General features: G+C 74.6%; 17 protein-coding genes, 1 tRNA gene and 1 riboswitch. Of the genes, 8 read left to right on the plus strand and 10 right to left on the minus strand.

The window, feature by feature from the left end:
* Positions 1 to 144 precede the first annotated feature (144 nt).
* The 3 genes from SL103_RS01335 (at position 145) to SL103_RS01345 (ending at position 4,161) form a co-directional block, all read left to right on the plus strand.
* The gene (locus SL103_RS01335) at positions 145 to 2,307 is read left to right on the plus strand and encodes a DEAD/DEAH box helicase (protein WP_069566940.1); all 2,163 of its coding nucleotides are present in this window, start codon (positions 145 to 147) and stop codon (positions 2,305 to 2,307) included.
* A gap of 245 nt (positions 2,308 to 2,552) precedes the next feature.
* Positions 2,553 to 2,625, plus strand: a tRNA-Lys gene (locus tag SL103_RS01340).
* Between the two features lie 453 nt (positions 2,626 to 3,078).
* A complete protein-coding gene (locus SL103_RS01345; RefSeq protein WP_069566941.1) occupies positions 3,079 to 4,161 on the plus strand; it encodes a PP2C family protein-serine/threonine phosphatase in 1,083 nt (360 codons plus the stop codon).
* Positions 4,162 to 4,224: 63 nt separating this feature from the next.
* Here SL103_RS01345 and SL103_RS01350 read toward each other — a convergent pair whose 3' ends face one another.
* Positions 4,225 to 5,457, minus strand: coding sequence for a DUF2332 domain-containing protein (locus SL103_RS01350; protein ID WP_079145505.1), 1,233 nt, complete (start codon positions 5,455 to 5,457; stop codon positions 4,225 to 4,227).
* Positions 5,458 to 5,748: 291 nt separating this feature from the next.
* Positions 5,749 to 5,894: riboswitch (cyclic di-AMP (ydaO/yuaA leader) on the plus strand.
* An 11-nt stretch (positions 5,895 to 5,905) separates the two neighbouring features.
* Here SL103_RS01350 and SL103_RS01355 point away from each other — a divergent pair.
* Entirely contained in the window at positions 5,906 to 7,063 is a 1,158-nt protein-coding gene (locus SL103_RS01355) for a M23 family metallopeptidase (RefSeq protein ID WP_069566942.1), read from the plus strand.
* A gap of 108 nt (positions 7,064 to 7,171) precedes the next feature.
* The gene (locus tag SL103_RS01360; protein ID WP_069566943.1) at positions 7,172 to 8,131 is read left to right on the plus strand and encodes an aldo/keto reductase; all 960 of its coding nucleotides are present in this window, start codon (positions 7,172 to 7,174) and stop codon (positions 8,129 to 8,131) included.
* Between the two features lie 122 nt (positions 8,132 to 8,253).
* Here SL103_RS01360 and SL103_RS35670 read toward each other — a convergent pair whose 3' ends face one another.
* The 6 genes from SL103_RS35670 to SL103_RS01390 all read right to left on the minus strand — a co-directional run bounded on the left by SL103_RS35670 (position 8,254) and on the right by SL103_RS01390 (position 14,568).
* Entirely contained in the window at positions 8,254 to 8,559 is a 306-nt protein-coding gene (locus tag SL103_RS35670) for a hypothetical protein (protein WP_079145506.1), read from the minus strand.
* Between the two features lie 37 nt (positions 8,560 to 8,596).
* Positions 8,597 to 9,058: a very short patch repair endonuclease gene (locus SL103_RS01370; RefSeq protein WP_069566945.1), complete on the minus strand. Its 462-nt coding sequence runs from the start codon at positions 9,056 to 9,058 to the stop codon at positions 8,597 to 8,599.
* Between the two features lie 71 nt (positions 9,059 to 9,129).
* Positions 9,130 to 10,545: a PrsW family intramembrane metalloprotease gene (locus SL103_RS01375; RefSeq protein ID WP_079145507.1), complete on the minus strand. Its 1,416-nt coding sequence runs from the start codon at positions 10,543 to 10,545 to the stop codon at positions 9,130 to 9,132.
* A gap of 35 nt (positions 10,546 to 10,580) precedes the next feature.
* Positions 10,581 to 11,432, minus strand: a complete 852-nt coding sequence (gene trmB, locus SL103_RS01380; protein ID WP_069566946.1) for a tRNA (guanosine(46)-N7)-methyltransferase TrmB — start codon at positions 11,430 to 11,432, stop codon at positions 10,581 to 10,583.
* A 271-nt stretch (positions 11,433 to 11,703) separates the two neighbouring features.
* A complete protein-coding gene (lhgO, locus tag SL103_RS01385; RefSeq protein WP_208869787.1) occupies positions 11,704 to 12,924 on the minus strand; it encodes an L-2-hydroxyglutarate oxidase in 1,221 nt (406 codons plus the stop codon).
* 195 nt (positions 12,925 to 13,119) lie between these two features.
* Entirely contained in the window at positions 13,120 to 14,568 is a 1,449-nt protein-coding gene (locus SL103_RS01390) for a hypothetical protein (protein ID WP_006604728.1), read from the minus strand.
* Between the two features lie 822 nt (positions 14,569 to 15,390).
* Between SL103_RS01390 and SL103_RS01395 the strand changes: the two genes are divergently transcribed.
* Positions 15,391 to 17,502, plus strand: coding sequence for an asparagine synthase-related protein (locus SL103_RS01395; protein WP_069573261.1), 2,112 nt, complete (start codon positions 15,391 to 15,393; stop codon positions 17,500 to 17,502).
* A 227-nt stretch (positions 17,503 to 17,729) separates the two neighbouring features.
* On the opposite strand, the gene SL103_RS01400 is transcribed toward SL103_RS01395, so the two are convergent.
* Both SL103_RS01400 and SL103_RS01405 read right to left on the minus strand, forming a co-directional pair.
* Positions 17,730 to 19,625, minus strand: coding sequence for a sigma-70 family RNA polymerase sigma factor (locus SL103_RS01400; protein ID WP_069566947.1), 1,896 nt, complete (start codon positions 19,623 to 19,625; stop codon positions 17,730 to 17,732).
* Positions 19,626 to 20,027: 402 nt separating this feature from the next.
* A complete protein-coding gene (locus SL103_RS01405; RefSeq protein WP_079145509.1) occupies positions 20,028 to 20,909 on the minus strand; it encodes a TetR/AcrR family transcriptional regulator in 882 nt (293 codons plus the stop codon).
* A gap of 434 nt (positions 20,910 to 21,343) precedes the next feature.
* Between SL103_RS01405 and SL103_RS01410 the strand changes: the two genes are divergently transcribed.
* Entirely contained in the window at positions 21,344 to 22,732 is a 1,389-nt protein-coding gene (locus SL103_RS01410) for an NAD(P)/FAD-dependent oxidoreductase (protein WP_279631126.1), read from the plus strand.
* A 309-nt stretch (positions 22,733 to 23,041) separates the two neighbouring features.
* Positions 23,042 to 24,868 (plus strand): ATP-binding SpoIIE family protein phosphatase, encoded by a 1,827-nt coding sequence (locus SL103_RS01415; RefSeq protein ID WP_069566949.1) that lies wholly within the window; start codon positions 23,042 to 23,044, stop codon positions 24,866 to 24,868.
* 135 nt (positions 24,869 to 25,003) lie between these two features.
* Here SL103_RS01415 and SL103_RS01420 read toward each other — a convergent pair whose 3' ends face one another.
* Complete coding sequence (locus SL103_RS01420; RefSeq protein ID WP_069566950.1) at positions 25,004 to 26,302, minus strand: MFS transporter; 1,299 nt, start codon at positions 26,300 to 26,302, stop codon at positions 25,004 to 25,006.
* Positions 26,303 to 26,390 lie beyond the last annotated feature (88 nt).

The raw sequence follows: 26,390 nt of genomic DNA on the forward strand, positions 1-26,390 counted from the left end.
TGATCCCATTTGCCCGGCGCCAGAACAGAAGCGCGCCGCGTGGCGCGTTCTCTCCCTTGCCGTGGCTGACCGCATTGAGGCGGTCGTTGTGAAACACACGGAGTTTGGGCGCGTGCCGAGACTCCGGAAGGTTTCGCATTTCGCATGTCCATTTCCACTGAGCAGTCCGTCATGCCCGCGTTCGACGAGCAGACGGCCGCCGAGGTGACCTCGGCCGCAGCCGCGGTCGAGTCCGACGCCGACACCGACGCCACGACGGACACCGTCACCTTCGCCGACCTCGGACTGCCCGAGGGCGTCGTCCGCAAGCTGGCGCAGAACGGCGTCACCACCCCCTTCCCGATCCAGGCCGCGACCATCCCGGACGCGCTGGCCGGCAAGGACATCCTGGGCCGCGGCCGCACCGGCTCCGGCAAGACCCTCTCCTTCGGTCTGCCGACCCTGGCCCGCCTCGCCGGCGGCCACACCGACAAGAAGAAGCCGCGCGCGGTCATCCTCACCCCGACCCGTGAGCTCGCGATGCAGGTCGCGGACGCCCTCCAGCCCTACGGCGACGTGCTCGGCCTCAAGATGAAGGTCGTCTGCGGCGGTACGTCCATGGGCAACCAGATCTACGCCCTGGAGCGCGGCGTCGACCTCCTCGTCGCCACCCCGGGCCGGCTGCGCGACATCATCAACCGCGGCGCCTGCTCCCTGGAGGACGTCCAGGTCGCGGTCCTCGACGAGGCCGACCAGATGTCCGACCTGGGCTTCCTGCCCGAGGTCACCGAGCTGCTCGACCAGGTGCCCGCGGGCGGTCAGCGGATGCTGTTCTCCGCCACGATGGAGAACGAGATCGGCACGCTGGTCAAGCGCTACCTGACCGACCCGGTCAGCCACGAGGTCGACAGCGCCCAGGGCAACGTCACGACCATGACCCACCACGTCCTCGTCGTGAAGCCGAAGGACAAGGCGCCGGTCACCGCCGCCATCGCCGCCCGCAAGGGCCGCACGATCATCTTCGTCCGCACCCAGCTGGGCGCGGACCGCATCGCCGAGCAGCTGGTCGAGTCCGGCGTGAAGGCCGACGCGCTGCACGGCGGCATGACCCAGGGCGCGCGTACCCGCGTCCTGGCCGACTTCAAGGACGGCTACGTCAACGCGCTGGTCGCCACCGACGTCGCCGCCCGCGGTATCCACGTCGACGGCATCGACCTGGTCCTGAACGTCGACCCGGCCGGTGACCACAAGGACTACCTGCACCGTTCCGGCCGTACGGCCCGGGCCGGCCAGTCCGGCACCGTCGTCTCGCTGTCGCTGCCGCACCAGCGCCGTCAGATCTTCCGCCTCATGGAGGACGCCGGCGTGGACGCCTCGCGGCACATCGTCGGCGGCTCCGGCGCGTTCGACGAGGACGTGGCCCGGATCACCGGCGCCCGTTCGCTCACCGAGGTCCAGGCCGACGGTGCGAACAACTCCGCCAAGCAGGCCGAGCGCGAGGTGGCCGAGCTCACCCGCGAGCTGGAGCGGCTGCAGCGCCGCGCCACCGAGCTGCGCGAGGAGGCCGACCGGCTGACCGCCCGCGCCGCCCGCGAGCGCGGTGAGGACCCGGCCGAGGCGATCGCCGCCGCCGCCGAGACCGCCGAGGCGGAGGTCGCCGCGGAAGCCTCGGTGCCGGCGCAGGCCGCCGCCTCCGACGAGCGCCGTGACGACCGGGGCAACTTCGAGCGCCGGGACCGCCGCGACGACCGTGGTGACCGTGGTGGCTTCAACCGTGACCGTCGGGACGACCGCGGTGACCGTGGTGGCTTCCGCCGCGACGACCGTGGTGACCGTGGTGGCTTCAACCGCGACCGTCGGGATGACCGCGGTGACCGCGGTGGCTTCGGCCGTGACCGCCGCGACGACCGTGGTGACCGTGGTGGCTTCAACCGTGACCGTCGGGATGACCGTGGTGGCTTCCGCCGCGACGATCGTGGTGACCGTGGTGGCTTCAACCGTGACCGTCGGGACGACCGTGGCGACCGTGGTGGCTTCGACCGCGACCGCCGCGACGACCGCGGTGGCTTCAACCGCGACCGCGGTGACCGCCCCAGCCGTCCGTTCAACCGTGACGACCGCGGCGGCCGCTCCTCCGGTGGCTACCGCTCCGGTGGCGGCGACCGCCCGTTCAACCGCGACGACCGCTCCGGTGGCCGTCCGGCCTCCGGTGGCCACCGCTCCGGTGGCGGCGACCGCCCGTACGGCCGCCGCGACGACCACCGTGGCGCTCCGGCCGGCTCCTACGGCCGCCGCGACGACAAGCCCCGCTGGAAGCGCAACGGCTGACCGCCGGAACCCTCCGCGGCAGCCACAAGCTGATCCGCAGCCCTGATCCGAAGGGCTGACACCAGGGCCCGTACGCACGCAAGTGCCGTACGGGCCCTGTGCGTTGGGGGAGGCAGCGGGCCGGGCCGACCGGGGCGCGGCGCACCGCCGCAACGCCGGCCGGCGGCCGTGCGCGGGCCTTCCGACCGGCCCGATCCCTAATGCCTTCGGGCTGCGGCCGATCCTCCGGCTATGCTGCTCGGTGCGGGCCATTAGCTCAATTGGCAGAGCAGTGGACTTTTAATCCATTGGTTCAGGGTTCGAGCCCCTGATGGCCCACCGAATCCATCGCAGGACGCACCCCTGGCCTGCGGAGCGGCGCCTCGACCGGTACGGACCGGCCGGGGCGCTTCGTCGTTCCGGCCGCGGTACGCCGGGCCCGTGTGGCGGGCGCCCGGCATTCACCGGGTCAGATGCCGGGCGGGCGCGGGAATTGAGCCCGCGGCGCCCTGCGCCGCTGCCGGCCGTGTCCGGGCTGCCGGCCCCGGGCCTGTGCGCCGTGACCCGTCCGGCCCCTGAGGAGTCGCCGGGGGCTCCGGCAGCCGAAAGCCTGGGGACGTCGGGGCGGCCGGCACGACGGTGTACGGGCAGGCGGGGGTACGCGTCGGCCCACGGTGTTGGTCCGCCGATGTGTTCGTCCGACGGGCGGAGCGGGAGAGGCCGGAGCGGATGCGGCAAGGCGGCGACGGGCCCCCTACGGGCGACGGGGAGCGACGGGCGCGCCGTGACCGGATGCCCCCGGTGGCCCGGCGGCTGGCCCGCTGGCTGCCCGCCGTACTGATCGTCGGCGGCCTCGCCTTCGACCTCGCGACACCGCCCAGCTACACCGCCGCCCCCTTCTTCTCCGCCGCCCCACTGGTCGCCGCGCCGCTCTGCACCCTGCGGGTCACTGCGCTCACCGCGCTGGCGGCGATGGTCGGTGAGATCTGGGTGGTGGTCTATCGCAGCGCCGCCCTGGACTACCACGAGTCGGTGACCGAGGTCGCCACCGTCTTCGTCGTCGCGCTGCTCGCCCTCGGCATCAACCGGGTCGTCCGGCTGAGCGATGACCGTCTGGCGTCCGTACGGGACGTGTCGGAGGCCGCCCAGCGCGCCCTGCTGCCGCTGCCGCCCGGGCGGGTCGCCGGCCTGGCGGTCGCCGCCCGCTACGTCGGCGCGCGGGCGGACGCCCGGATCGGGGGTGACCTCTACGCGGTGCAGGACACCCCGCACGGCGTCCGCCTGATCGTGGGCGACGTGCGCGGCAAGGGCTTGGAGGCGGTGGAGGCCGCGGTCGTCGTCATCGGCGCCTTCCGCGAGGCGGCGGAGCAGGAGGCCGGCCTGGAGGGTGTGGCGGCCCGGCTGGAGCGGGCGTTGCAGCGGGAGGGCGGACGGCGCGAGGGGCTCGATCGGTACGAGGGGTTCACCACCGCCGTACTGGCCGAGATCCCGTCCGACGGGCCGTCCGTGCTGCGGGTGCTCAACCGCGGCCACCCGGCGCCCCTGATGCTCGCCCCGGACGGCGGGCTGCGCGAGCTGGCCCCCGCGGCACCGGCGCTGCCCCTGGGGATGAGCGAGGTGGCGAGCTGGCCGGACCGGGCGGACGAGACGTTCTTCCCGGCCGGCTCGCTGCTGCTGCTCTTCACCGACGGGGTGACCGAGGCGCGGGACCTGCGCGGCCGTTTCTACGACGCGTCCGCCCGGCTGCGTGGACGCCGTTTCCCCGGGCCGGACAGCCTCCTGGACACGCTCGTCGAGGAGGTCGGCCGGCATACGGGTGGGGCGCCGGCGGACGACATGGCCCTGCTGGCGGTGCAGCGGCCGATGGGGGCGTAGCAGCGGCGCGGGCGGGCTGCCGCGGTGGGCGGGGCCGGGCGTTCTTCCGCCGCCCCGTGCCTCCTACAGCCGGTGCAGGCTCTGCCCGTGCGGGCCGGTGCGGGCGACCGGGCGGCCGTCCAGGGCGAGGGTCAGCTGCAGGGTGTCGTCCGGCCGCGCCGGACGGGGCTCCGGCGCGGGGAGCCACGGCAGGGCGGAGTGGTGCTCGTTCGCGATCCAGTGCCCGCCGCCGGCCCGTCCGTCGAGCAGCGTCCGCACGAGACGCGCGAACTCCTCGCGGCGGGCGGGCGGAAGGTAGCTCAGCACCGCGCTGTGGAAGATGACCAGCGTCGCCCCGGGCGGCGCCTCGGCAGCCAGCGCGGGCAGTTCCTCGATCAGATCGCCGCGGACGATCCGCGGCCGCGGCACCGCCCGTACGGCGTCGACGGCGGCGGACAGCCGCGCCGCACGCTCCTCCTCGCCCGGCCAGACCAGCGCCCGCAGCCACCGCAGGTCCTCCGGCTCGGCGACCGGATCGAGCGGGTCGAGATCGATCCCGGCCCGCCAGACCACCTCGGGCAGCCGGCCGGGCAGTTCCCCGGGCGCCCAGTCCGTACGGCACCCGAGGACCACCGGACTCCCGGGTGCGCCCACCTCGTGGCCGTACGTGCCGTCGCCGTCGTACCCGCCCCCGTTGCCGTCCCCGTACGCGTGGTCGTGCTCGTAGCGGTAGCGGTAGCGGTCGGGGTGCAGGCACAGGCCGGCGGAGGCGCCGACCTCCAGCAGGGCCAGCGGCTGCGGCAACCGGGCGAGCAGCGGCAGCAACGTGGCGCAGCGGCCGGGCTCGTTGGTCTGCGTGGCGCGCTGCATGATCACCGCGCGCACCTCGTCCCAGTGCCGGATCGTCCACTCGCGCCAGCGCCCGTACGCCGACTCGCCGCGCGGACCCAGCTCCGCGTGCGGGCCGTCGAGGTGGCGGACGGCGGCGAGCAGGAGGTTCGGCTGCTGCTTGTTGCCGGCGGGCAGTGAGCCCGACAGCAGATCGCACAGTTCCGCGTCCTCGCCGATGCGCGCGCTCAACTCCTCATGGGCGTCGGACCGTCCGCGGGCCTCCCGCCACGAGAACTCCTGGTACCGCCGCGCCACGTCCCACGCGCTGCCGGGGCCGCTGCCGTGCCCTCGCGCGGGGCCGTGTCCGTGTCCCGGGCCGTGTCCGGGGCCGCTTCCCCGTCCGGCGTCGCTTCCGCTTCCGGTGCGGTGGCGCCCGGCGTTCGCGAGGCTCTCGACGTTTCCGGTGCTCTCGGCGTTGACGACCATGATCCGACGTTACGCTCTCACGTTCCGTAATCGGCGGGCACCCCTCCGCATAACAACTGACGCACAATCAACGGGAGATCGTTTAGCGGCGGACGGTCAACTCGCCCGGATTACGGCCACGGTGGCCGAAAAAGTCCACGCCAAACGTTGTGCGCGGCGCATAAGGATTCCCAGGAAGGCTTGGAAAACAGCCTCGATCTCTATTACTGTCCGATAACGCAGCGCGGTCGTCCCAGCCGCCGTAAGTGGCGGCGCCGCGCGCCGACGCCGAATCCCGCACGCGCACTTCACGCACCTCCAGCACCTCGAACTGCACCAAGGGAACCGGGGAACCACCACCTTGGGGTGAATCGGACGCCTCCGCCAGAAGGCGCCCGTAGGAGACCTTCCTGCTCCGAACCCGTCAGCTAACCCGGTAGGCGAGAAGGAAGGAAAGGAGTGCGCCCCCGTGGCGTCCAACAAGCCTGCCCCCGAGGCTCCGTCCGCGTACGAACTCGACGACCGGGGAGCCTTTGCCGGCCCGGCTTATGCGGGTGGCGACGCGGAATTCGACGGCGACGGTCCCTGGGAGGAATGGGACCCCACAGAGGGGTCCGTCCGGCCCGTCCGCGGTAAGCACCGGGTGGCCAAGCAGCGCGGCGGCGGACTCGCCCGCAGTGGCACGGTCCTGGGTGTCGGCGTCATCGCCGCGGTCGGCGCGGGGGGCATGGCCAGCGCCGAGGACCGCCCGCCGGTCCCGATCTCGATGCCGGACGTCGGCGGGATGGTGCACGACCTCGCCGACAGCCTGCCGGACGCGGCCTCCCTCCCGGCCGTCGGCGGGCTGATATCCGACTCCGGTTCCCCCTCCGCCACGTCGGCCCACGCCGCCACCTCTGCCGACTCCACCCCGTCGGCCGCCGACGAGGCGGGACCCCTCAGCCGCACCACCGCCCGCACGGACGCTTCCGGTACGGGCGACGGCGCCGGCGAGGCGCTGCGCAGCCGCATCCTCCAGCAGGCCGACGCCCAGCAGGACGCCGCCGAGGAGGAGGCCCGCGAGGCCGCCGAGGGCGCCGCCGTCAAGCAGGCCGCGGCCGACGCCGCGGCCGCCAGGAAGACCGCCGAGCAGGCCGAGACCGCCAAGAAGGCGGCGGAGCAGGAGGCCAAGCGGAAGGCCGAGGAGGCGGCCCGTCAGAAGGCGGAGGCCGCACGCCTCGCCGAACTGGCGAAGAGCTTCCTCGCCCCGGTCTCCTCCTACACGCTCACCGCCAGCTTCGGCCAGGCCGGCGACCGCTGGGCGGCGGACCACACCGGACAGGACTTCGCCGCGCCGACCGGTACGCCCGTCAAGGCGGTGCACTCCGGCACCATCACCCAGGCCGGCTGGGCCGGTTCGTACGGCTACCGCATCGTCCTGACCCTCGACGACGGCACCGAGCTCTGGTTCTGCCACCTGTCGTCGATGGTGAAGACCTCCGGGAAGGTCAGCACCGGCGACGTCATCGGCCGCGTCGGCGCCACCGGCAACGTCACCGGTCCCCACCTCCACCTGGAGGTACGCCCGGACGCCGGCTCCCCGATAGACCCGATGCCGTGGCTGCGCGACCACGGCGTCAACGTCTGAGGCACCGGCGCACGGCCACCTGCCGCCGCCGCCCGGAGGGGGCTCCCAGGAAAACCCTGGGCCCTCCTCCGGGGAATACCCCGCCTCCCCCTGACGCTGCACCTACGCATGACCGCGACACACCCCACCCCACAAGGCCACCGCGCCCTCGGCTCGCTCTCCGTCTCCCCGCTCTGCCTCGGGGGCAACGTCTTCGGCTGGTCGGCCGACGAGACCGAGTCCTTCGCCGTGCTCGACGCGTACGTCGCCGGCGGCGGCAACTTCATCGACACCGCCGACGTCTACTCGGCCTGGGTCCCCGGCAACAAGGGCGGTGAATCCGAGACCGTCATCGGCAACTGGCTGGCCTCGCGCGGCAACCGCGCCGACGTCGTCATCGCCACCAAGGTCGGCGCCCACCCCGACTACAAGGGCCTGAGCGCCGCCACCGTCAAGTCCGCGGTCGACGAGTCCCTCACCCGCCTCCGCACCGACTACATCGACCTCTACTACACCCACTACGACGACGAGTCGGTCGAGGTCCCGGAATTCCTCACCGCACTCGACGACCTCGTCAAGGCGGGCAAGGTCCGCGAGATCGCCGCCTCCAACATCTCCGCGCAGCGCCTGGAGGAGTCGCTGGCCTTCTCCGCCCGTGAGGGCGTGGCCCGCTACGTCGCGCTCCAGCCGCACTACAACCTGGTCTCCCGCGACACCTACGAGGGCGAACTCGCCGATGTCGCCGCCCGGCACGGCGTCGTCGCGGTGCCTTACTACGCCCTCGCGTCCGGCTTCCTGACCGGTAAGTACCGCCCGGACAGCACGGTGGAGAGCGTCCGCTCCCAGGCCGCCGCCAAGCACCTGGCCACCGAGCGCGGCCGCCGGGTGCTCCAGGCCCTCGACACGGTCGCCGCCGCCCACGGTGCCGAGCCGGCCACCGTGGCCCTCGCCTGGCTGGCCGCCCGGCCGACCGTCGCCGCCCCCATCGCCAGCGCCCGCACGACGGCCCAGCTCCCGGCCCTCCTGGCCCTCGGCGACCTGACCCTCACGGACGCCGAACTCGCCCTCCTGACCGAGGCGTCGGCCTGACCGCACCCGCACACCAACGGGGCGGGGCACCCCTGGAGGTGCCCCGCCCCGTTGCGCACCGTGCCGCCGGTCTCACGACCCCGGCCGCCGACGCTCGGCCACCGTGCGGGCCGCTGCCGGGATCACTTCCCCCGCCGGTCGACCGCCGCCCAGGACGCCAGCGCGACCCCGCCCGCCACCGCGAACACCGAGGGCCAGGCCCCGATCTTCTTCGCCAGCGGATGCGACCCCGCGAACGCCGCCACATACACCCCGCTCAACGCCGCCGCCGTCTTCGTACCGGCCTTCTTCTGCCACCCCTTGGCCGCCACAGCCCCCGCCGCCGCCAGCGCCGCCCCGCCCAACGGCCGCTTCTTGGTCCAACGAGCCACGCCGTAGCCCCCCAGCAGCCCCGTCGCCGCAACCACACTTGTCGGTACGCCGGCCATCAGTGAAACCTCCGCATCAGAGACAACTGCCCCGAGGCTACGCTTTCGGCGCGGTCGTGTCGGGCGAGGCCGACGGACGCGACCCGGAGTCGTCCTCACGGACGTGGGGTTCTCGGCGTCGGCGTCGTGCCATGGAGGAGACGACCCCCGCGATGCGGTCCGCCACGGCCGCCGGGTCCTCGTGCTCCCAGAAGCGCAGCACCGTCCAACCGAGCTCCACGAGGTGCGCGGTCGTCTCCCGGTCGCGGGCGATGTTGCCGTCGAGCTTTGCGCGCCACCAGTCGGCATTGGCCTTGGGACGGGTGGCGTGTTCGGGGCAGCCGTGCCAGAAGCAGCCGTCGAGGAACACCGCGACCTTGGGGCCCGGGAAGGCGATGTCGATGGTGCGGCGGGCGAAACCGGGGACGCGGCGCTGCAGTCTGTAGCGATGGCCCGAGGCGTACAGGAGGCGCCGGACAGCGATTTCGGGGACGGTGTCCCGACGGGCCTGGACGCTCATACGGGCGGAGACGCCGGGGGAAGAGGGTGTGACAGGCACGTAACCATTGTGCCGGAGGGCATCGCGGGGTGTCAGGGCATCCCCCGCCGGTCCCCCGTGCCGCCGGTGTTCTGTGCCGGGGGAGGCGGCGCCGGTGTCCCGGGTGCCCGGCCGTCGGCCTCCAACGCCCGTTCCAGCGCCGGTCGCCCCCATGCCTGGTAGTGCCGCAGGTGTTGGAGCAGGTGGTGTTCCCGGGTGGTGAAGTCTGGGGTGGGGCCGGTGAGGTGGGCGCGGCGGCGGTGGAAGGAGAGGGTGGTGGCGAGGGCGGAGTATTCGGCGACGGCGCGGGCGGCGGTGGGGCCCTGGGCGCGGTGGGCCAGGTCCCGGGCCAGGGCGCGGGTCTTGAGGGAGGACAGCGCGGTGGGCTCGGTGGGGTGGAGCCAGCCGGTGGCGACGTACGGGGCGAGGTAGCCGCGTACGGAGAGGAGCTCCTGGTTGCGGGCCCAGATCGCCAGCCAGGTCAGGGTGAGCAGGACGGGGACCATGAAGAGGCCGTAGACGAGGAGGAAGCCGGGATCGCCGAGGGAGGAGGCGGCGTTCCAGATGGCGTGCAGGAGGACCGCCGTCAGCAGGCCCAGGGCGGCCAGGCCGATCCGGGCGCTGCGGCGGCGCGGGTAGCGGGTGGCGGCGATGCCGATCGCGAGGCCGGTGAGGATCGTGAAGAGCGGGTGCGCGAAGGGGGACACGACGATGCGGACGAAGAAGGTGCCCGCGGTGCGCGAGTCCAGGCCGGAGTGGCCCAGGGACTGGTCCTCGCCGAAGGCGTTGCCCAGATAGAGGATGTTCTCGGTGAAGGCGAAGCCGGTGGCGGTGATCCCGGCGACCACGATGCCGTCCGTGATGCCGTCGAAGTCGCGCCGCCGGAAGCGGTAGAGGAGCAGGACGGCGGCGGCCTTGACCGTCTCCTCGACGACCGGGGCGATCGCGGTGGCACCCCATGCCTCGGCCTCGGAGGGGGAGCGTGAGGCGATGTTGGCGGCCAGCCAGTCGGTGGCGAAGCCGTTGGCCAGCAGCGCGACCAGGGTCGCGGCGCAGGCGCCCCAGGTGAAGGCGAACGCGAGGTTGCGCCAGGGCTCCGGCTCGATGCGGTCCAGCCAGCAGAACGCGGCGATGAGCAGCGGCAACGGGAAGACCGCCAGGCCGAGCCCGACGAGCAGCCCCTCGGTGCCGGTCTCCCGGCGCATCAGGCCGATGAGGACCACCCCGGAGAGCGCCAGCAGGCAGATCAGCGCGACGGCGCGGACGGTCCTGCTGTGCCAGGGGAGCGTGCGGCGCCGGGAGCCGGCGTGCCGGCCGCGGGCGCAGATTCCCTGGTCGGCGGCGCGCTCAGGCCCGCGGCAGCAGGTGCCGTGGGCGTCGTGCCCGTACGGAGGGACTGCGTCCGCGTGCGGTGTGTACGGGGGAGGGGCGGGCGCGGCGGAGTGCGGGGACGGGTCGGACGGGTACACCCCTCGACCCTAACGAGGCCCCGGCACCCCGGGCATCACGCGGCCGGGGCGCCCTGCTCGTCGCGGCGGCGGAAGAGCAGGTCATGGACGACATGCCCCTTCTCCAGACCCTGGCCCTCGAACTTGGTCAGGGGCCGGAAGTCCGGCCGCGGCGCGTAGCCGGAGTGGAGGTTCTCCAGGGTCGGCTCGGCGGAGAGGACCTCCAGCATCTGCTCGGCGTACGGCTCCCAGTCGGTCGCGCAGTGGACGAGCGCGCCGGGCGCTAGCCGGCTGGTCGCCAGCGCGAGGAACTCCGGCTGGATGAGGCGCCGCTTGTGGTGGCGCTTCTTGGGCCACGGGTCGGGGAAGAAGACGCGCAGGCCGGCCAGGGACGCGGGAGCGAGCATCTCGCGCAGCAGGATGATCGCGTCGCCGTTGGCCACCCGGACGTTGGACAGGCCGTTCCGCTCCGCGAGACCGAGCAGATTGCCCTGGCCGGGGGTGTGGACGTCGCAGGCCAGGATGCCGGTGGTCGGGTCGGCGGCCGCCATCTGCGCGGTGGCCTCACCCATCCCGAAGCCGATCTCCAGGACGACCGGCAGCCCGCCGAAGAACGCGTCGAGGTCGATGCGGGACAGCCCGTCGATGTCCCGTCCCCACGTCGGCCACAGCCGCCGCAGGGCGTCGGCCTGGCTGGGCGAGACCCGGCTGCGGCGGGGCTGGAAGGACCGGATCCGCCGCTCGTGGTGCGACCCGGCAGGGTCGGCCGCGGGCCCCGTTCCGTCGGGGAACATGGGACCGCCGCGCCGCTGGGACGCGTCGGCGGACTGGGGGGCCGCCGCGGTGACGGCTTCCGGAGCGTCTGGTTCCGCGGTGGCGGTGGCGGGGGTGGTGGAGTTCTCGGACACAGTGCGTCGATTCTACGGGGGCGGCGGTCGGGGCGGCGGGGAGCGGCTGCGGCGGCCGGCCCCCGGGCGGCGGGTACGGTGCCGCGCCCCGGGACGGCAAGGACAAGGTGAGGGGCGCGGTCCACGGACCCGAGCACTCCCCGCCCGCCCCCGACTCAAGGTGCCGGTCAGCCGACGTCCGTGCCGACGGCTGTGCGTGCCGTCCGGGGATGACCCCTTCGGACGCCGTACCGGGGCCCTCACCTCCGTGTGAGGGCCCCGACGCGTGGCGTCATGCGCGGGTCGGGCCCAGTATCCCCAGCACCCTCCGGGCCACCTCGCGGCCGATCGGCAGGGAGGCGGTGGCCGCGGGGGACGGGGCGTTGAGGACGTGGATCATGCCGGGGGAGTCGGCGATCAGGAAGTCGTCGACGAGGGTGCCGTCGGGCAGCACCGCCTGGGCGCGGACACCGGCCGGGGCGGGGCGGAGGTCCTCCTCGCGGGCGGCGGGCAGCAGGCGGCGGACCGCGTCGGCGAAGGCTCGCCGGGACAGGGAGCGGTGGAGTTCGCCGGCGCCGTAGCGCCAGTGGCGGCGGGCTATCCGCCAGGAGCCGGGGTACATCAGGGTGCCGGCCAGCTCGGCGGGGTGGACCGTGCGCCAGTCGTAGCCCTCGCGGGCCAGCGCGGGGACGGCGTTGGGGCCGATGTGGACGGCGCCGTCGATGCCGCGGGTCAGATGGACGCCGAGGAACGGGAAGGCCGGGTCGGGGACCGGGTAGACCAGGCCGCGGACGAGGGAGGCACGCTCCGGGGCGAGGGTGAAGTACTCGCCGCGGAACGGGACGATGCGCATGCCCGGCGCGTCGCCGGCCAGCCGGGCGATCCGGTCGCAGTGCAGACCGGCGCAGTTGACCAGGGCGCGGGCGCGGTGGACCGTGCCGTCGGCCGTGCGGACCGCGACCCGGCCGGGGCGGCGGCCGATCGTGGTCACCTCGGCGTCGTGGACGATCCGGGCGCCGGCGTCCTGCGCGAGGCGGGCGTACTGCCGGGCGACCGCGGTGAAGTCGCAGATGCCGGTCGTGCCGACGTGGATGGCGGCCAGGCCGCGCACCTCGGGTTCGTACTCGGCTATCTGGGCCGGGCCCAGCTCGCGGACCGGCAGGCCGTGCTCGCGGCCGCGCTGGATCAGTCCGTGCAGCCGCGGCAGCTCGCTGCGGTCGGTGGCGACGATCAGCTTGCCGGTGACCTCATGGGGAATGTCGTGTTCGGTGCAGAACTTGACCATTTCCGCCGAGCCCTGGAGGGCGAAGCGGGCCTTGAGCGAGCCGGGCGGGTAGTAGATGCCGCTGTGGATCACGCCGCTGTTGCGCCCGGTCTGATGGCGGGCCGGACCGGACTCCTTCTCCAGGACCACGACGCGGGTCCCCGGCGCGGCACGCGTGATCGCATGGGCCGTGGAGAGCCCGACGATGCCGGCACCGATCACCAGAACGTCGCAGTCGTACGCCGCCACTGCACCTCCCCAACCGCATGACCGCAGGCCCGACCGTCGCGCGGACCTGCGCATCATCCCGAATCCCGACGACGTATCCCATCATGACGGCCGGCACTGACATTCGGGCGAGGGCGGCACGACAAGAGGGCCCGGGCGACCTCGGCCCCGCCCGGACACCCCCGGCCCTCGGCGCCCGCTACGTGCCCCCGCGTCCTAAGCCGGCGCCGCCAGCAAGGGTCTCGCCCGCTCCCGCAGCTCCACGACCCGGGGCTCGTCCCCGTACGGCTCCAGGCGGTGCAGCAGATCGCGGACGTACTCCGTCGTACGCGCCGAGGAGATGCGGCCGGCCACCTCGACCGCTCGGGTGCCCGCCGCGCAGGCCGCGTCCAGGTTGCCGGACTCCAGTTCGGCCACCGCGGACACCACCAGGCGCAGCCCGTGGGACCGCACGAACTCCTCCGTCGGGCGGGACAGCGCCTGCTCGGTGAAGCGGCGGACCTGGCGCGGCAGCCGCAGGTCCCGGTAGCACTCGGCGGCGTCGGCGGCGAACCGCTCGTAGGAGTAGAAGTCCAGCCACGACGGGTCCGGATCGCCGCTGCGGGAGCGCTCCAGCCAGCCCTCGGACGCCTTCAGCGCCACCTCGCAGGCGCGTGCCTCACCCGCCTTGGCCTGTGCCCGCGCCTCCACCAGGCGGAAGAAGCTCATCGTGCGGGCGGTGGCGAGACCGCGGTTGCGCTCCAGGGCGGCCTGCGCGAGGTCCACGCCCTCGTCGGCGAAGCCGCGGTAGGTGGCCTGGAGGGACATCGAGGCGAGGACGTACCCGCCGAGGGGGACGTCGGCGGCCGCGCGGGCGAGCCGCAGCGCCTGGATGTAGTACCGCTGGGCGGCCTCCTGCTGGCCGGTGTCGAAGGCCATCCACCCGGCCAGCCGGGTGAGTTCGGACGTCGCCCCGAAGAGCGCCCGTCCCACCTCGTCGCTGTACGAGGCGAGAAGTAACGGCGCCGCGTCCACCCGCAGGCACTCCGGCACCATCGACGAACGCCAGTCCCCGCCGCCGTACTTGGAGTCCCAGCGCCGGGCGTCCTCCGCGGCCTCGCGCAGCTTGCTGACGTCGCTGTGCCCGACGTGCTGCGGGATCCCGGCGTCGCCGGCCGCCGCGGCGTCCTTGTCGCGGGCCTCGGCCGCCTCCCGCGCCACCGAGCTGTCGGCCGGGGATATCAGCCAGCGTGAGGCGGGCGTGGCGTACGCGCTGACGGCGAAGGATCCGGCCAGGCTCTGCCAGATGCCGCCCCCGCCGGCCCGCCGTCCGGCCAGATCGAGCCGGTACAACTCGGTCGCCGAGCGCACCGCGGCGCCCACGTCACGGGGAAACGCCAGGCCGACCTCGGGCGCCGGGTCCGCGTCGGCCAGTCCGATCTCGTGCAGCGGCACCGGCCGGCCCAGTTTGCTGCCGATCGCGGACGCGATCAGATGGGGCGCGGCGCCCTGCGGCACCATGCCCTTGGAGACCCAGCGCGCCACCGACGTCTTGTCATAGCGAAGCGTCAGTCCGCGCTGCGCACCGAGGTCGTTGACCCGGCGTGCCAGTCCGGCATTGCTGATACCCGCGAGGGCGAGTACGGTGCCGAGCTTCTCGTTCGGCCCGCGTATATCCCTGGACATGCGCACCCCTCGACACAGCGACAGCCGCCCCGCTACCCCGGGGCATGCGTCCACCCAGAGTAGTTCGCCGCATCCCGACCGTTAAGAGTCGGTATCCCGGATGGCGGGATTCATGTTCAAACAGGGGTGCGGGGATTGGCATGTGCTCCGGGTACGTGTGCCCGTGCGCCCGTCCGTGCGCGCTGGCCGCCCACCACCGGGGACGCTTCCATGGCTTCTGCGTGGGTCGGCCCGCTGCACTGGATCCAGTGGGCTGGGGGATACCGTCACCTCATTCCCCGCGGGTGACGGTCCGGTCCGGGAGGCGCAGCCCGCTTCCCGGACCGTCGCGCGAGCCGGTCACGAGCCGGTCGCGCCCGCCGGTTGACGCGCTGCCCGGATGTGTCAACTCGGCTGTACCGAACGGAGTTTGGCCGAAAACCGCCGGGCGATGATTTCCCGCCGCCGCCCAGCCGGAGCTGCCCCGGGGGCCACACGGGGGGCCTTCCGGGGCTGAGGCACGCGCGGCCCCCGACGCGGGACGAGGGTCCGCCGCGGCGGCACCCGGTGCCCCGCCCCGCCGGCTCCGCCGCCGCACCACCGTCCCCGGCACCGGACCGCCTGCGCGGGCCCTCGTGGCGCGCCCGCGGTACGCCCCGCGGCCCGGCGGCGGCACCTACCGGACCGGTCCCCGCCGCGAACTGCCCGTATACAGGCCCGCTCCGACGCCTCCGCCGCGCCACGGTCATGGCAGCATGGTCGCCACAACAGCTTGACGGCGGCTTGGCAATCCGTTGTACGGGGCGGCCGTTGGCCCCGGCGGGGAATCGGGTGGAGGCGGCGATGCGCTGGTTGGTGGGGTGGAGCAGTGCCGCCACAGGGGCCGCTGCAGGCTCGTCCGCCACCGGCCCGGCGGCCGGTGCGCAGGCCCGCGCCGTGCTCCCCGTGGGCGCCCAACTCCTGTGGGGCGACCCGGATCCGCTGTGGGCGGTCGGCGACTGGCGGCCGGACGAGGTCCGCGTCGTGCAGGCCGACCCCGAGACCCGGCTCGCCGTCTTCGGGGTCTGCGGAGCCACCGACGACCAGCTGCGGGTCGGGCTGTTCGCGGCGCGCGGCGGTGCCCTGCGGCACCTCACCGCCTGGTCCGGCAGCTACACCGCCGTCGTCCAGGTGGGGCGCCGGATCACCGTCACCGGAGACCTGGCCGGCGCCCGTCCCGTCTTCCACACCCCCTGGGCCGGCGGCACCGCCTACGCGACCGCCGCCCTCCCGCTCGCCGACCTGATAGAGGCCAGCCTCGACGTCGGCCACCTGGCCGCGCTGCTGGCCTGCCCGGACGTCCCCGAGGCGCTCGGCGCCGGCACCCCGTACGAGGGCGTCCGCCGGATCCCGCCCGGCCACGCCCTGGTGCTGCGCGGCGGCACCCGCGACGTCACCTCCTACGAGCCGACCACCTCGCTCGCCGTCGCCGCGCCCCAACTCGCCCCGGAACAAGCCGTGGACGGCGTCCGCGACGCACTGGTCGAGGCGGTCCGCGCCCGGCTGGCCGGGCCCCGGCACGCCCCCGACCCGGACGGACTCGACGGCCTCGACCCGGGCCCGGTGCCCGGGATGGGGCTGGCCGAGCGGCGCGCCGCACGGGGCGGGCCGGCCCCCGGCGTCGGCGCCGACCTCTCCGGCGGCAGCGCCTCGGGAACCCTGGCCCTCCTGGCCGCCGGCCTGCCCGGCCAGCCCGGAAGGCTGGGGGGCCACGGCGAGCGCCTGTTGGCCGTCACCTTCAACGACCGTGCCACCAACGGCGTGCAGGCCCACCGCGACGCCGAACTGGAGCGCGCCCGCAGCATCGCCGACAACCCGCGGCTGCACCACGTCGTCGTCGCGGCCGGCGAGGAGGCCCTCCCGTACGCCGACCTCGACAGCGGCCCGCTCACGGACGAGCCGGGCCCCTCGCTCACCACGGCGGGCCGCCACCGCCGGCGGCTGCTGGCCGGCAGCGCGGACCACTTCGTCGGGCACGGCGCCCGCCAGGTCCTCGACGCCCACCCGGCCCGGCTCGCCGACCTCCTCATGGACCGCCGCCGGCGCCATCTGCTGCGCCCGGTCACCGCGTTGGCGAAGGCCGACGGGCCGTCCGCCCACTCGGTCCTGGTGCCGTTCACGGTCTACCGCGCGGCCCGCAAACTCGCCCGCACGCCGTACCCGGAGGGCATCGCCGACGCGGCCCGGCGCCTGCTGGAGCGGCAGTTCACCGACGAACCCGCCACCGGGGGCGCCGTGGACGCCTCGCTGGCCGCGCTCACCTGGTGCCGGCCGGGGCCGGCGGCCCGCTGGCTCACGGGTGAGGCGCTGGCCGAGGTGTCGGTCCGGCTCGGTGAGGCGGCGACCCGCTCGCCCGCCGGGGGCCGCCCCGGGGAGCGGCGGGCCCGTGCGGCGCTGGCCCGGCAGGCCGCCGACCACCGCGTCCTCGAGCAGGCCGCCGAGGTCCGCAACCAGCGGCTGCACGCGCCCTTCCTCGACAACCAGGTGGTGCTGGCCTGCCGCGCGCTGCCGGACACCCTGCGGGTGCAGCCCGGCGCGCGGGCCGCCGTACTGCGCTCCGTACTGGCCGGGGCGGGCGTACGGGACCTGCCGCCCGGGTGGGGCGCCACCTCGCACCTCACCCACACCGCGGCCGTACGGGCCGGGCTGCGCGGCGCCGTCGGCGATCTGGTGCAGCTCTTCGACGCGCCGCTGCTGGCGGACGCCGGGCTGATCGAGGCGCGGGTGGTCCGCAAGGCGCTGCGCGCCGCGGCCGAGGGGGCCCCGCTCCCGTTGGACGGACTGGCCGAACTGGTCTCCACGGAACTGTGGTTGCGGCGCCTGGTGGCGCGGCGGGGCACCTGCTGGACGGGCGCCGAGGCACCGCGCCAACGGGCCGTCGCCGCGGGAGTGGTCCCCCGGGCGCGCTTGTCGTGAGTGGGACGCGGCAGCTGCCGTGCGACGGGGGGCGGAGTACGGCGCACGGCGGGTGAGCCGCGCGCCGAGCTGAACGGCGCATCCGACGGCGACCACGAGGCCCCGCACGCCGACGGCACACCACGCACGCCCAGGAACCGCCGCCGCACGCCGCGCCCCCCCGGAGACCGGCGGCGCACGCCACCCATCCACCGGGCCCGCCGGCGTCCCGGCGCCCGCGGCGCCCCTCACCGGCAGCTGATCCGCGCCTGCGCCCAGTCGCCCACCGCGACCACATCGAACGGTGAAACCGGCTCGACCACCAGCCGCAGCGTCTTGCGCCCCGCCAACGGGACGTGCACCGGCACCGCCCGCTCCCCGCCGCGCAGCACCCCCGAGCGCCACAGCCGCTGCCCGTCCGCGTACACGGAGAAGCGCAGCGCGACCGGCCCCATGCTGAGGTCGTCCACGCCCGCCTGCGCGTCGTACGCGGTGCACGCCCGGTTGAGGTCGATGAGCACGGACGACGGGGCGTGCACGCTCACCCCGTGCGCATACGTCGTCCCGGCGATCTCCGGGGCCTGCCGCTGCCACAGCCAGCTGCTCCCGACGGTCCGCACCTCCGGCTTGCTGCCGTCGCCCGTCACGTCGTGGTCGAGCGCGTCGACCCGGTACGCGGTCGGAGTGGGCAGCGGCGGCCTGGGGGAGGGCTCGGGCGGCCGGGGCGTGGGGGTGGGCGTCGGCGCCTGCGTCGGGACGGTGGGCGACGGGGTCGGCCTCGGCCTCGGCGCGGGCTCCGGCGGGGTGGGCGACGGCGTCGGCGTCGCCCGCGGCGTGTGCGTCGGCTGCGTCGGCTCCGCACCGGACGCCGGCGGCAGCGGCTTCGCCGGGCCGGGCGACGGGCTCCGCGGCACCGGCGGCGCCGACTGCGCGGGCCGGGCCTGCGGCTTCACCGCCGGCCCGGGGCCGGCGGTGAGGGCCAGCGCGAGCGCCGCGCCGGCCGCCACCGCCGCACCGACGCCGATGCCGACCTTCACCGGCGCGGCGAGCCCCTTGCCCACGAGGGCACCACCGCTGCCGCCCGACGCACCCGCGCCGCCACTTCCCGCGGCCGCCGCGGCACCGGCCGCCGCACCCGCACCCGCCGCGCCGGCCACCGCGGCCGCCGCCTTGACGGCGTACCCCGCGGCCAACCAGCCGATGACCGCGACCGGCAGCAGCGCACCGATCCGCTGATTGACGTCCGCGACCTCCAGCGCGGCGGTCCGGCACCGGGCGCACGCGTCGAGATGCTTGCGCAGCCCCCGCTCGGCCCGCATCCGCAGCCCGCCCCGGGCGTACGCGCCGAGCCGGTCGGCGTAGCGGGCGCAGTCCCCGCCGGCGGTCAGCGACTGGCTGACGTGGGCCTGCAGATACGCCTGCTTGAGCCCCTCCCGGGCGCGGTGCGCCAGGACGGCGGTGGCGTTCGCGGTCAGCCCCAGCAGCGGGGCGACCTGACTCGGCGACTCGTCCTCGACGGTGGTGTGCCACAGCACCGTCTGATACCGCTCCGGCAGGCTGCGGAACGCCTGGACGGCCATCGACTGCTCGGCCTCGTGCATGGCGCGCACCTCCGCGCCCAGCTCCAGGGTGTCGTCGCCCCGCGCCGCTCCGGCCGCGTTCACCGCGAACACCGCGAAGTCCTCGACGAGTTGCTCGCGCCGCGCGGTCCTCGCCCAGGAGGCCGCCACCCGCCGGACGGTCGTCAGCAGATACGCGCGCACCGCGGTGTCCGGGCCCGCGCCGCCGCGCACCGCCTGGAGCGTTCGGGCGAAGACCTCGCCGGTCAGGTCCTCCGCGGTGTGCCCGTCCCAGCAGCAGCGCCGGGCGTAGCGCCGGACCGCGTCGGCGTGCCGTCGGTACATCTCCTCGTACGCGGTGTCGTCACCGGCCCGCAGGGCGGCGATCAACTGGGCGTCGGACGCCTGGAGTTCACCACTGCCGACGTCGGCGGCCGGGGCGGTGGCACCGTACGCCCGCTGCGGCGGCACGCTGTGCCCGTCCGCCACGGGCCCGCCGCCGGTGCGCCCCTGCGGCCCGGGCCCGGCGTCACCGCCCGCCCCGTCGGGCCGCTCGCGTGGCTCGTCCCGCCCGTCAACACCCATCGCCGAGGCCCCCGAAGCCGCCGTCACACCGGAACATCGCGCCAGCGTGCCACACGGGGCCGCGGCGCCTCAGGGGCCTTGCGGTCAACCACTCATCCGAGGCGGGACCGTGGACGGCCGCACGGACGTTCACCCGTACGTGCCATGGTGCGCAAACGGGCCATACGCCGCCCGTGACCCGTACGGGCCACACCGCCCGCAGCTCCCGGACGCCTCTTGCCACGCCCACCCGCGGCACCGGTACGCACCGCGCCCCGCCCGCAGGCGGGACCGGTACACACCGTCCCGCGCCCGCACACGGGCCCCGGACGATCCGGTCCGCGTACGCCTCCGCCCCGCCGCGCCGGCCCGTCCGGCGGACCCGGTGACCGGGCCCCTCCGGACGCCGCCGGCCGGCGGAGTTCACCGGGCCGGGCGCGAGCGCAGCCCCTCCAGCAGGATCTCCAGCAGCCGGGCAGAAGCGGCCTGCTGCTGCGCGGGGTCGGGCAGCGCGGGCGCGCCTGTGGCAATCACCAACAGCACGTCGGCGACCGTCACATCGGGCCGCAGCGCGCCGGCCGCCCTGGCGCGCTCCACCAGCCGCCCCACGACGTCCAGCAGCGCCTCGGCGCCGGCCGTTTCCTCGGCGGAGCCCTGTGCGCCCCCGTCGGCGGCCGGCTCGTCCCGCCGGTCCACCAGCCGGAGATCGGCGTGCGCCGCCCGCTGCTGCGGGACCCGGGCGGCCTCGCCCAGGCCCTCCGGTATCCGGGACGGCTCCGGCCCGTCCGTCGCGGGCTGCGCGGGCCGGTCGGTGCCCGCGCTCACCCGCAGGATGCCCGGCGGCAGCAGCCGTCCGGCACCCGAGGCCACCGACGTCCGCAGGAAGCGCGACAGCGCCGACCACGGGTCGTCCTCCTGGCCCAGCGCCGTACGCGCCTGATCCGTCAGCCGCGAGGTCTCCTCCTCCGCTATCCGGCGGACCAGGATGTCCTTGCTCGGGAAGCGGCGGTAGACCGTGCCGACCCCGACCCGGGCCCGACGGGCCACGTCCTCCATCGGCGCGCCGTAGCCCAGCTCGCCGAACACCTCGCGCGCGGCCCGCAGCACATGCTCCAGATTGCGCTGGGCGTCGACCCGCAGCGGCGTGCTCCGGCCGCCCGCGCCCGTACCGCCGCCGGCACCGCCCCCGTTGCCGTGTGCCCCGTTGCCGTGTCCGCTGTTGCTGTTGCCGTTACTGGTGCCGGCGCCGTCGGAGGCGTGTGCCACAGCGACGGCCGTCGGCCATTGAGAGCCCTGAATGTGCATATTGATCCCCCGGTAATGACGTCTCCCCCCGGAGACTCCCCGCCCTGATGGTTGGGGCGTACCGACGAGAGGGTGCACCCCAACGAGATACGAACATAGTTGAGCCCGGGTCAAGATTGAAGGGGGCCTTCCGCACAGTGCGCCCCCCGATCGGCCCAACCGGCCTGATCCGCCCGGATTACGCCCCCCTCGCCCGCCGGTCACCCGCCCCTGACCAGCGCAGCTTTTCCGACGTACGCGGAATATGCCGTTCCGTCCCCAGGGCCGGGTCCGGTCATCCTTTTCGACGAGCCTGTGGACAAAGGCGCCCCGGGGGTGCGTCATGGAACAGTGCTGTGCTTTCCCGGGGGCGCAGCGCCCGAGGGTGGCCGCGCCGCCGGCCGGCCCGCGGCTCGTGCCGTCCCGGGCCTGGTCGCACCGCGAGGAGAAGCTCTGTGAAGGCTGTGTCTTCGAACAACGTGGCCCGCGTTCTCGTGGTCGGCGGTGGCTACGTGGGGATGAACACCGCCCTGCGGCTCCAGCGGAAACTGAAGCAGGAACTGCGGCAGGGCACCGTCGAAGTCATCGTGGTCGACCCCGAGCCATACATGACGTATCAGCCATTCCTGCCCGAGGCGGCGGCCGGTTCCATCTCCCCGCGCCACGTCGTCGTGCCGCTGCGCCGCGTCCTGCCCCAGTGCAAGGTCGTCATCGGCGAGGTCACCGCCATCGACCACGGCGAACGCCGGGCGACGATCACCACCCTGGCGGCCGAGGAGACCGGCAACGGCGCCATCGAGGTGGCCTACGACGAACTGGTCCTCGCCCCGGGCTCGGTCTCGCGCACCCTGCCCGTCCCGGGCCTCGCCGACGTCGGCATCGGCTTCAAGACCGTCGAGGAGGCCATCGGCCTGCGCAACCACGTCCTCGAACAGCTCGACATCGCCTCCTCCACCCGCGACCCCGCGGTCCGCGACGCCGCGCTGACCTTCGTCTTCGTCGGCGGGGGCTACGCCGGCGTGGAAGCGCTGGCCGAACTGGAGGACATGGCCCGCTACGCCGTCCGCTACTACCACAACGTCAAGCCCGAGGACATGAAGTGGATCCTGGTCGAGGCCACCGACCGGATCCTGCCCGAAGTGGGCCCCGACATGGGCCGTTACGCCGTACGGGAGCTGCGCGGCCGCAACATCGACGTACGGCTGGAGACCCGGCTGGAGTCCTGCGAGAAGCGCGTCGCGGTGCTGAGTGACGGCTCCCGCTTCCCGACGCGCACCCTGGTGTGGACCGCCGGAGTCAAACCGCACCCCGTCCTGGCCGCGTCCGGACTGCCGCTGACCGGCCACGGACGCCTCAAGTGCACCGCCGCGCTCCAGGTGGACGGCGTGGAACACGCCTGGTCGGCGGGCGACGCGGCCGCGGTCCCCGACCTGACGGCCGAGCCGCCCGCCAAGCCCGACGAGCCCCGCCCGTTGTGCGCGCCCAACGCGCAGCACGCCGTACGCCAGTCCAAGGTGCTCGCCGAGAACATCGCGGCGGCGGTGCGCGGCGGGCCGATCGTGGACTACGCGCACAAATACGTCGGTTCGGTGGCCTCGCTCGGCCTCCACAAGGGCGTCGCGCACGTCTACGGACGCAAGCTGCGCGGCTACCCGGCCTGGTTCATGCACCGCGTCTACCACCTCGGACGGGTGCCGACCTTCAACCGCAAGGCCCGGGTGCTGGCCGAGTGGACCCTCGCCGGCCTGTTCAAACGTGAGATCGTCTCGCTCGGCTCGCTGGAGAACCCGCGCGCCGAGTTCGAACTCGCCGCGGGCACCGGGCGGCACAACGAGGCCAGTTGACGCGCCGTAGCCGCCACCGCAGTTGACGCGCCGTCACCCCCGTGCCGGCAGGAGTTTGCGGAGCGCGGAACTCCCCGCCGGCTCCCGGGCGTCTGACGGATGTCCGTCCGGTCGGCCACACTGGACGTGTGACCATGGGTGGGCTCGTATCTGCAAAGAGTGACAATCACGAGGATTCAGGACGTTTGCTGCATTCCGCAAAGGGGCGCCGAGAGTGCCCCCAGCCGAACCTCCGGCCGCCGGCCGGGAGGTCCCACCCTGCCGACGGCCCGATCCCGCGCGACAACGCGAAGTAAGAGGTACCCCTCCGTGATCTTCACGCGCTGGAGCGCCAAGTTCCCCGGCACGCAGCGGCGCGGCGCCGCCCGGTCCGACCGCGCCGCACCCCGCCCCGCGTCCGGCCCGCCGTCCGGCGCGCCCGAGACGGCACCCGAGCCCGCCGCCGCGCCCACGGCAGCGGACGGCACGCCGAGCGCGCCGACGGCCGCGACCACCAGCTCCGTCCCCGCGGCCCGCGCCGAGCACCCCGACACCGCCGCCTCCCCGGAGGCCGCCCCCGCGGCCCTGCCGCCCACCGTCGACGCCCTCTCCGTCCACGAGATCCTCGGCACCATCCCCGCGCTGGTCGCGGTCGTCTACGGCCCCGAGCACCGCCTCGCGTACGTCAACGGCGCCTACGCCACCGTCTTCGGCGCCCGCCCGGCCGGCCGGACCGCCCGCGAGGCCCTCCCCGAACTCGACGCCCTCGGCCTGCTCCCGCTGATGGACCAGGTCCTGCGCAGCGGCAAGCCGCGCACCGTCAAGTCCCGCAAGGTCCCCGGCGGCGCCGGCGGCGCCGGCGGCGACCGCACCCGCGACGGCTACTACACCTTCACCTGCACCCCCATCGAGGTCGCCGCCAGCGGCCCGGCGCCCGACCCCGAGGTGGCCTGCGTCGCACCCCACAAGGGCGTCCTGGTCTTCGGCGTCGACGTCACCGACCAGATCGAGTCCGCCGAGCGGCTGCGCGCCAGCGAGGCACGCCAGCGCGAGGCCGCCGTCACCCTCCAGCGCTCCCTGCTCCCCCAGGAACTGGAGCAGCCCGACGACCTCCGCGTCGCCGCCACCTACCAGCCCGGCGGCACCGACGCCGCGGTCGGCGGCGACTGGTACGACGTGATCACCCTCGGCGCCGGCCGTACGGCCCTGGTCATCGGCGACGTCATGGGCCGCGGGGTGCGCGCCGCCGCCGTCATGGGCCAGCTGCGCACGGCGGTCCGCGCCTACGCCCGCCTCGACCTCCCGCCCCACGAGGTCCTCCAGCTCCTGGACGGCCTGGCCGCCGAGATCGACGCCAGCCAGATCGCCACCTGCGTCTACGCCGTCCACGACCCCAACGAAGGCCGGCTGGTCTACGCCTCGGCCGGCCATCTGCCGATCCTCGTACGCGACCCGGACGGCTCGGTCCACCGCGCCGCCGAGCCCACCGGCCCGCCCCTGGGCACCGGCGGCTGGCTGCACACCTCCGGCTCCGTCCCGCTCGGTCCCGGCAGCAGCGCCGTCCTGTACACCGACGGCCTGGTCGAGCGCCGGGACAAGGACATCGACGACGGCGTCGAGGCCCTGGAGCGCGCCTTCGCCGGCGCGGCCGGCACCCCCGACATCGTCTGCGACCGGCTGCTGCGCTCCCTGGGCATCACGGCCACGCACGACGACGACGTCGCCATCCTCGTCCTCCAGCACCCCGAGCGCACCGGGCACGACGCCGAGCTCTTCCACAACGCCGCCCTCGAACTCCACGGCGGCACCGAAGCGGCCCCCCGCGCCCGCGCCTTCGCCTCCGGCGTCCTCGCCTCCTGGCGCTTCTCACCCGAGCTGCACGACCTCGGGGTGCTGGCCGCCAGCGAGCTGGTCGCCAATTCCCTGCAGCACGGCCATCCGCCCATGCGGCTGCGACTGCGCCGCACCGACCGCAGGCTGATCATCGAGGTCACCGACGGCGACGACCACCTTCCGCGCCGCCGCCGCGCCGAACCGGTCGACGAGGCCGGCCGGGGCATCTCCATCGTCGCCACCATCGCCTCCTCCTGGGGCTCCCGCCGCACCCCAGGAGGCGGAAAAGCGGTGTGGTGCGAATTCGCCCTGCCCCGGGGATGACCGACGGCCGGTCCTGACACAAGACGGCCCTGACACAAGGCGGTCCAGACACAAGGCGGTCCTGACACGACAAGGGGCCGAGCCCGCGGGCGAAAACGCCCGCCGACCCGGCCCGCTGCCTTGTACGCCTCCGGCTCAGGCGCCGCAGGCCACCGCCTCGGCCTCGACCGGCACCCGCGCGGCGGGCACGGCCGCCACCGCCCGGTGCGGATTGTCCTGCCCGGGCCGCAGCATCCGCCCCAGCCACAGCGACAGCACCGTGATGCCGGCGGCGCAGATCACGAGCATCCCGATGTACGCCGCGTACATCCCGTGCCCCACCATCAGCGCGCCCACGGCCGGCCCGATCGCCAACGCCAGCTGCTTGACCAGCGCGAACGCCGAGTTGTACTGACCGATCAGGGAGGCCGGCGCCAGGTCCGCCACGAGCGGAGCCACGGTCGGCGACAGCATCGACTCACCGATGCCGAACAGCGCGTACGTCGAGATCAGCAGCGTCGTCGCGATCGCCTGCGCACCGTGCACCAGCCCGGACAGCCCGGCGGCCAGCCACGCCACGGTCCATATCAGCCCGACCAGCGCCATCACCCGGCTGCGCCGCCGCCGCTCGACCAGCTTGAGCACCACGAACTGCGCCGCCACGATCGCCGCCGTGTTGGCCGCGAGCGCGATACCCAGGCTCGACGGCGGAATCCGGGTCACCTCGGTCGCATACGCCGCCAGCCCCGACTCGAACTGCCCGTAGCAGGCGAAGAACAGCACGAACCCCAGCACGCACAGCCAGACCATCCGCCGGTCCGCGAACATCGCCCGCCAGGCGCCCTTGGCCCGCTCCTCGCTCGGCACCGCGTCCTCGACCTTCGGCGCCTTCGGCAGCCGTACGGTCGCCACCGCCGCACCCAGCACCAGGAACATCACGGCCTCGATCGCGAACAGCCGCACGAAGCTCGACGCATGCGACGCGTCGACCAGCAGCCCGCCGACCAGCCCGCCGACACCCAGCCCCAGGTTGTTCAGGAAGAACTGCGTGGCGAACGCCCGCGACCTGGTCAGCGTGGTCGAGCACCACACGATCATCGTCGCCAGGGCCGGCTGGATGACCGCTATACCGGCGCCCAGCGCCGCCGCCGACGCGATGACCAGCGGCTCGGTGGCGGACAGGCCGATCCCCAGCGCGCCGACCGCGGCGGAGACCGTACCGACGATGGCCACCGGAAGGGGACCGCGCCGGTCGATGGCCCGACCGGTCAGCGGCAGGACGACCAGTGCGGCCACCGCCAGCATCGCCAGCACCACACCGGCCGTACTCGCGCCGAGATCCCGCACCTTCGCCACGTAGACGTACAGATACGGAACCGTGAAGCCGTTGCCGAACGCGCTCAGCGCGTTCCCCAGCTGGATCCGGCGCAGCGCGGCGCCCATCGCGGTGGTCACACTCACCTACCTAGGTCAGGTCGTCAGACGAATAAGGAGGACGAACCATGAGCCGCACAGACACCAGGGCGAGCCCGCGCCGGACGGT

It is taken from the genome of Streptomyces lydicus, assembly GCF_001729485.1.
In the GTDB taxonomy this organism is placed as follows: Bacteria; Actinomycetota; Actinomycetes; order Streptomycetales; family Streptomycetaceae; genus Streptomyces; species Streptomyces lydicus_D.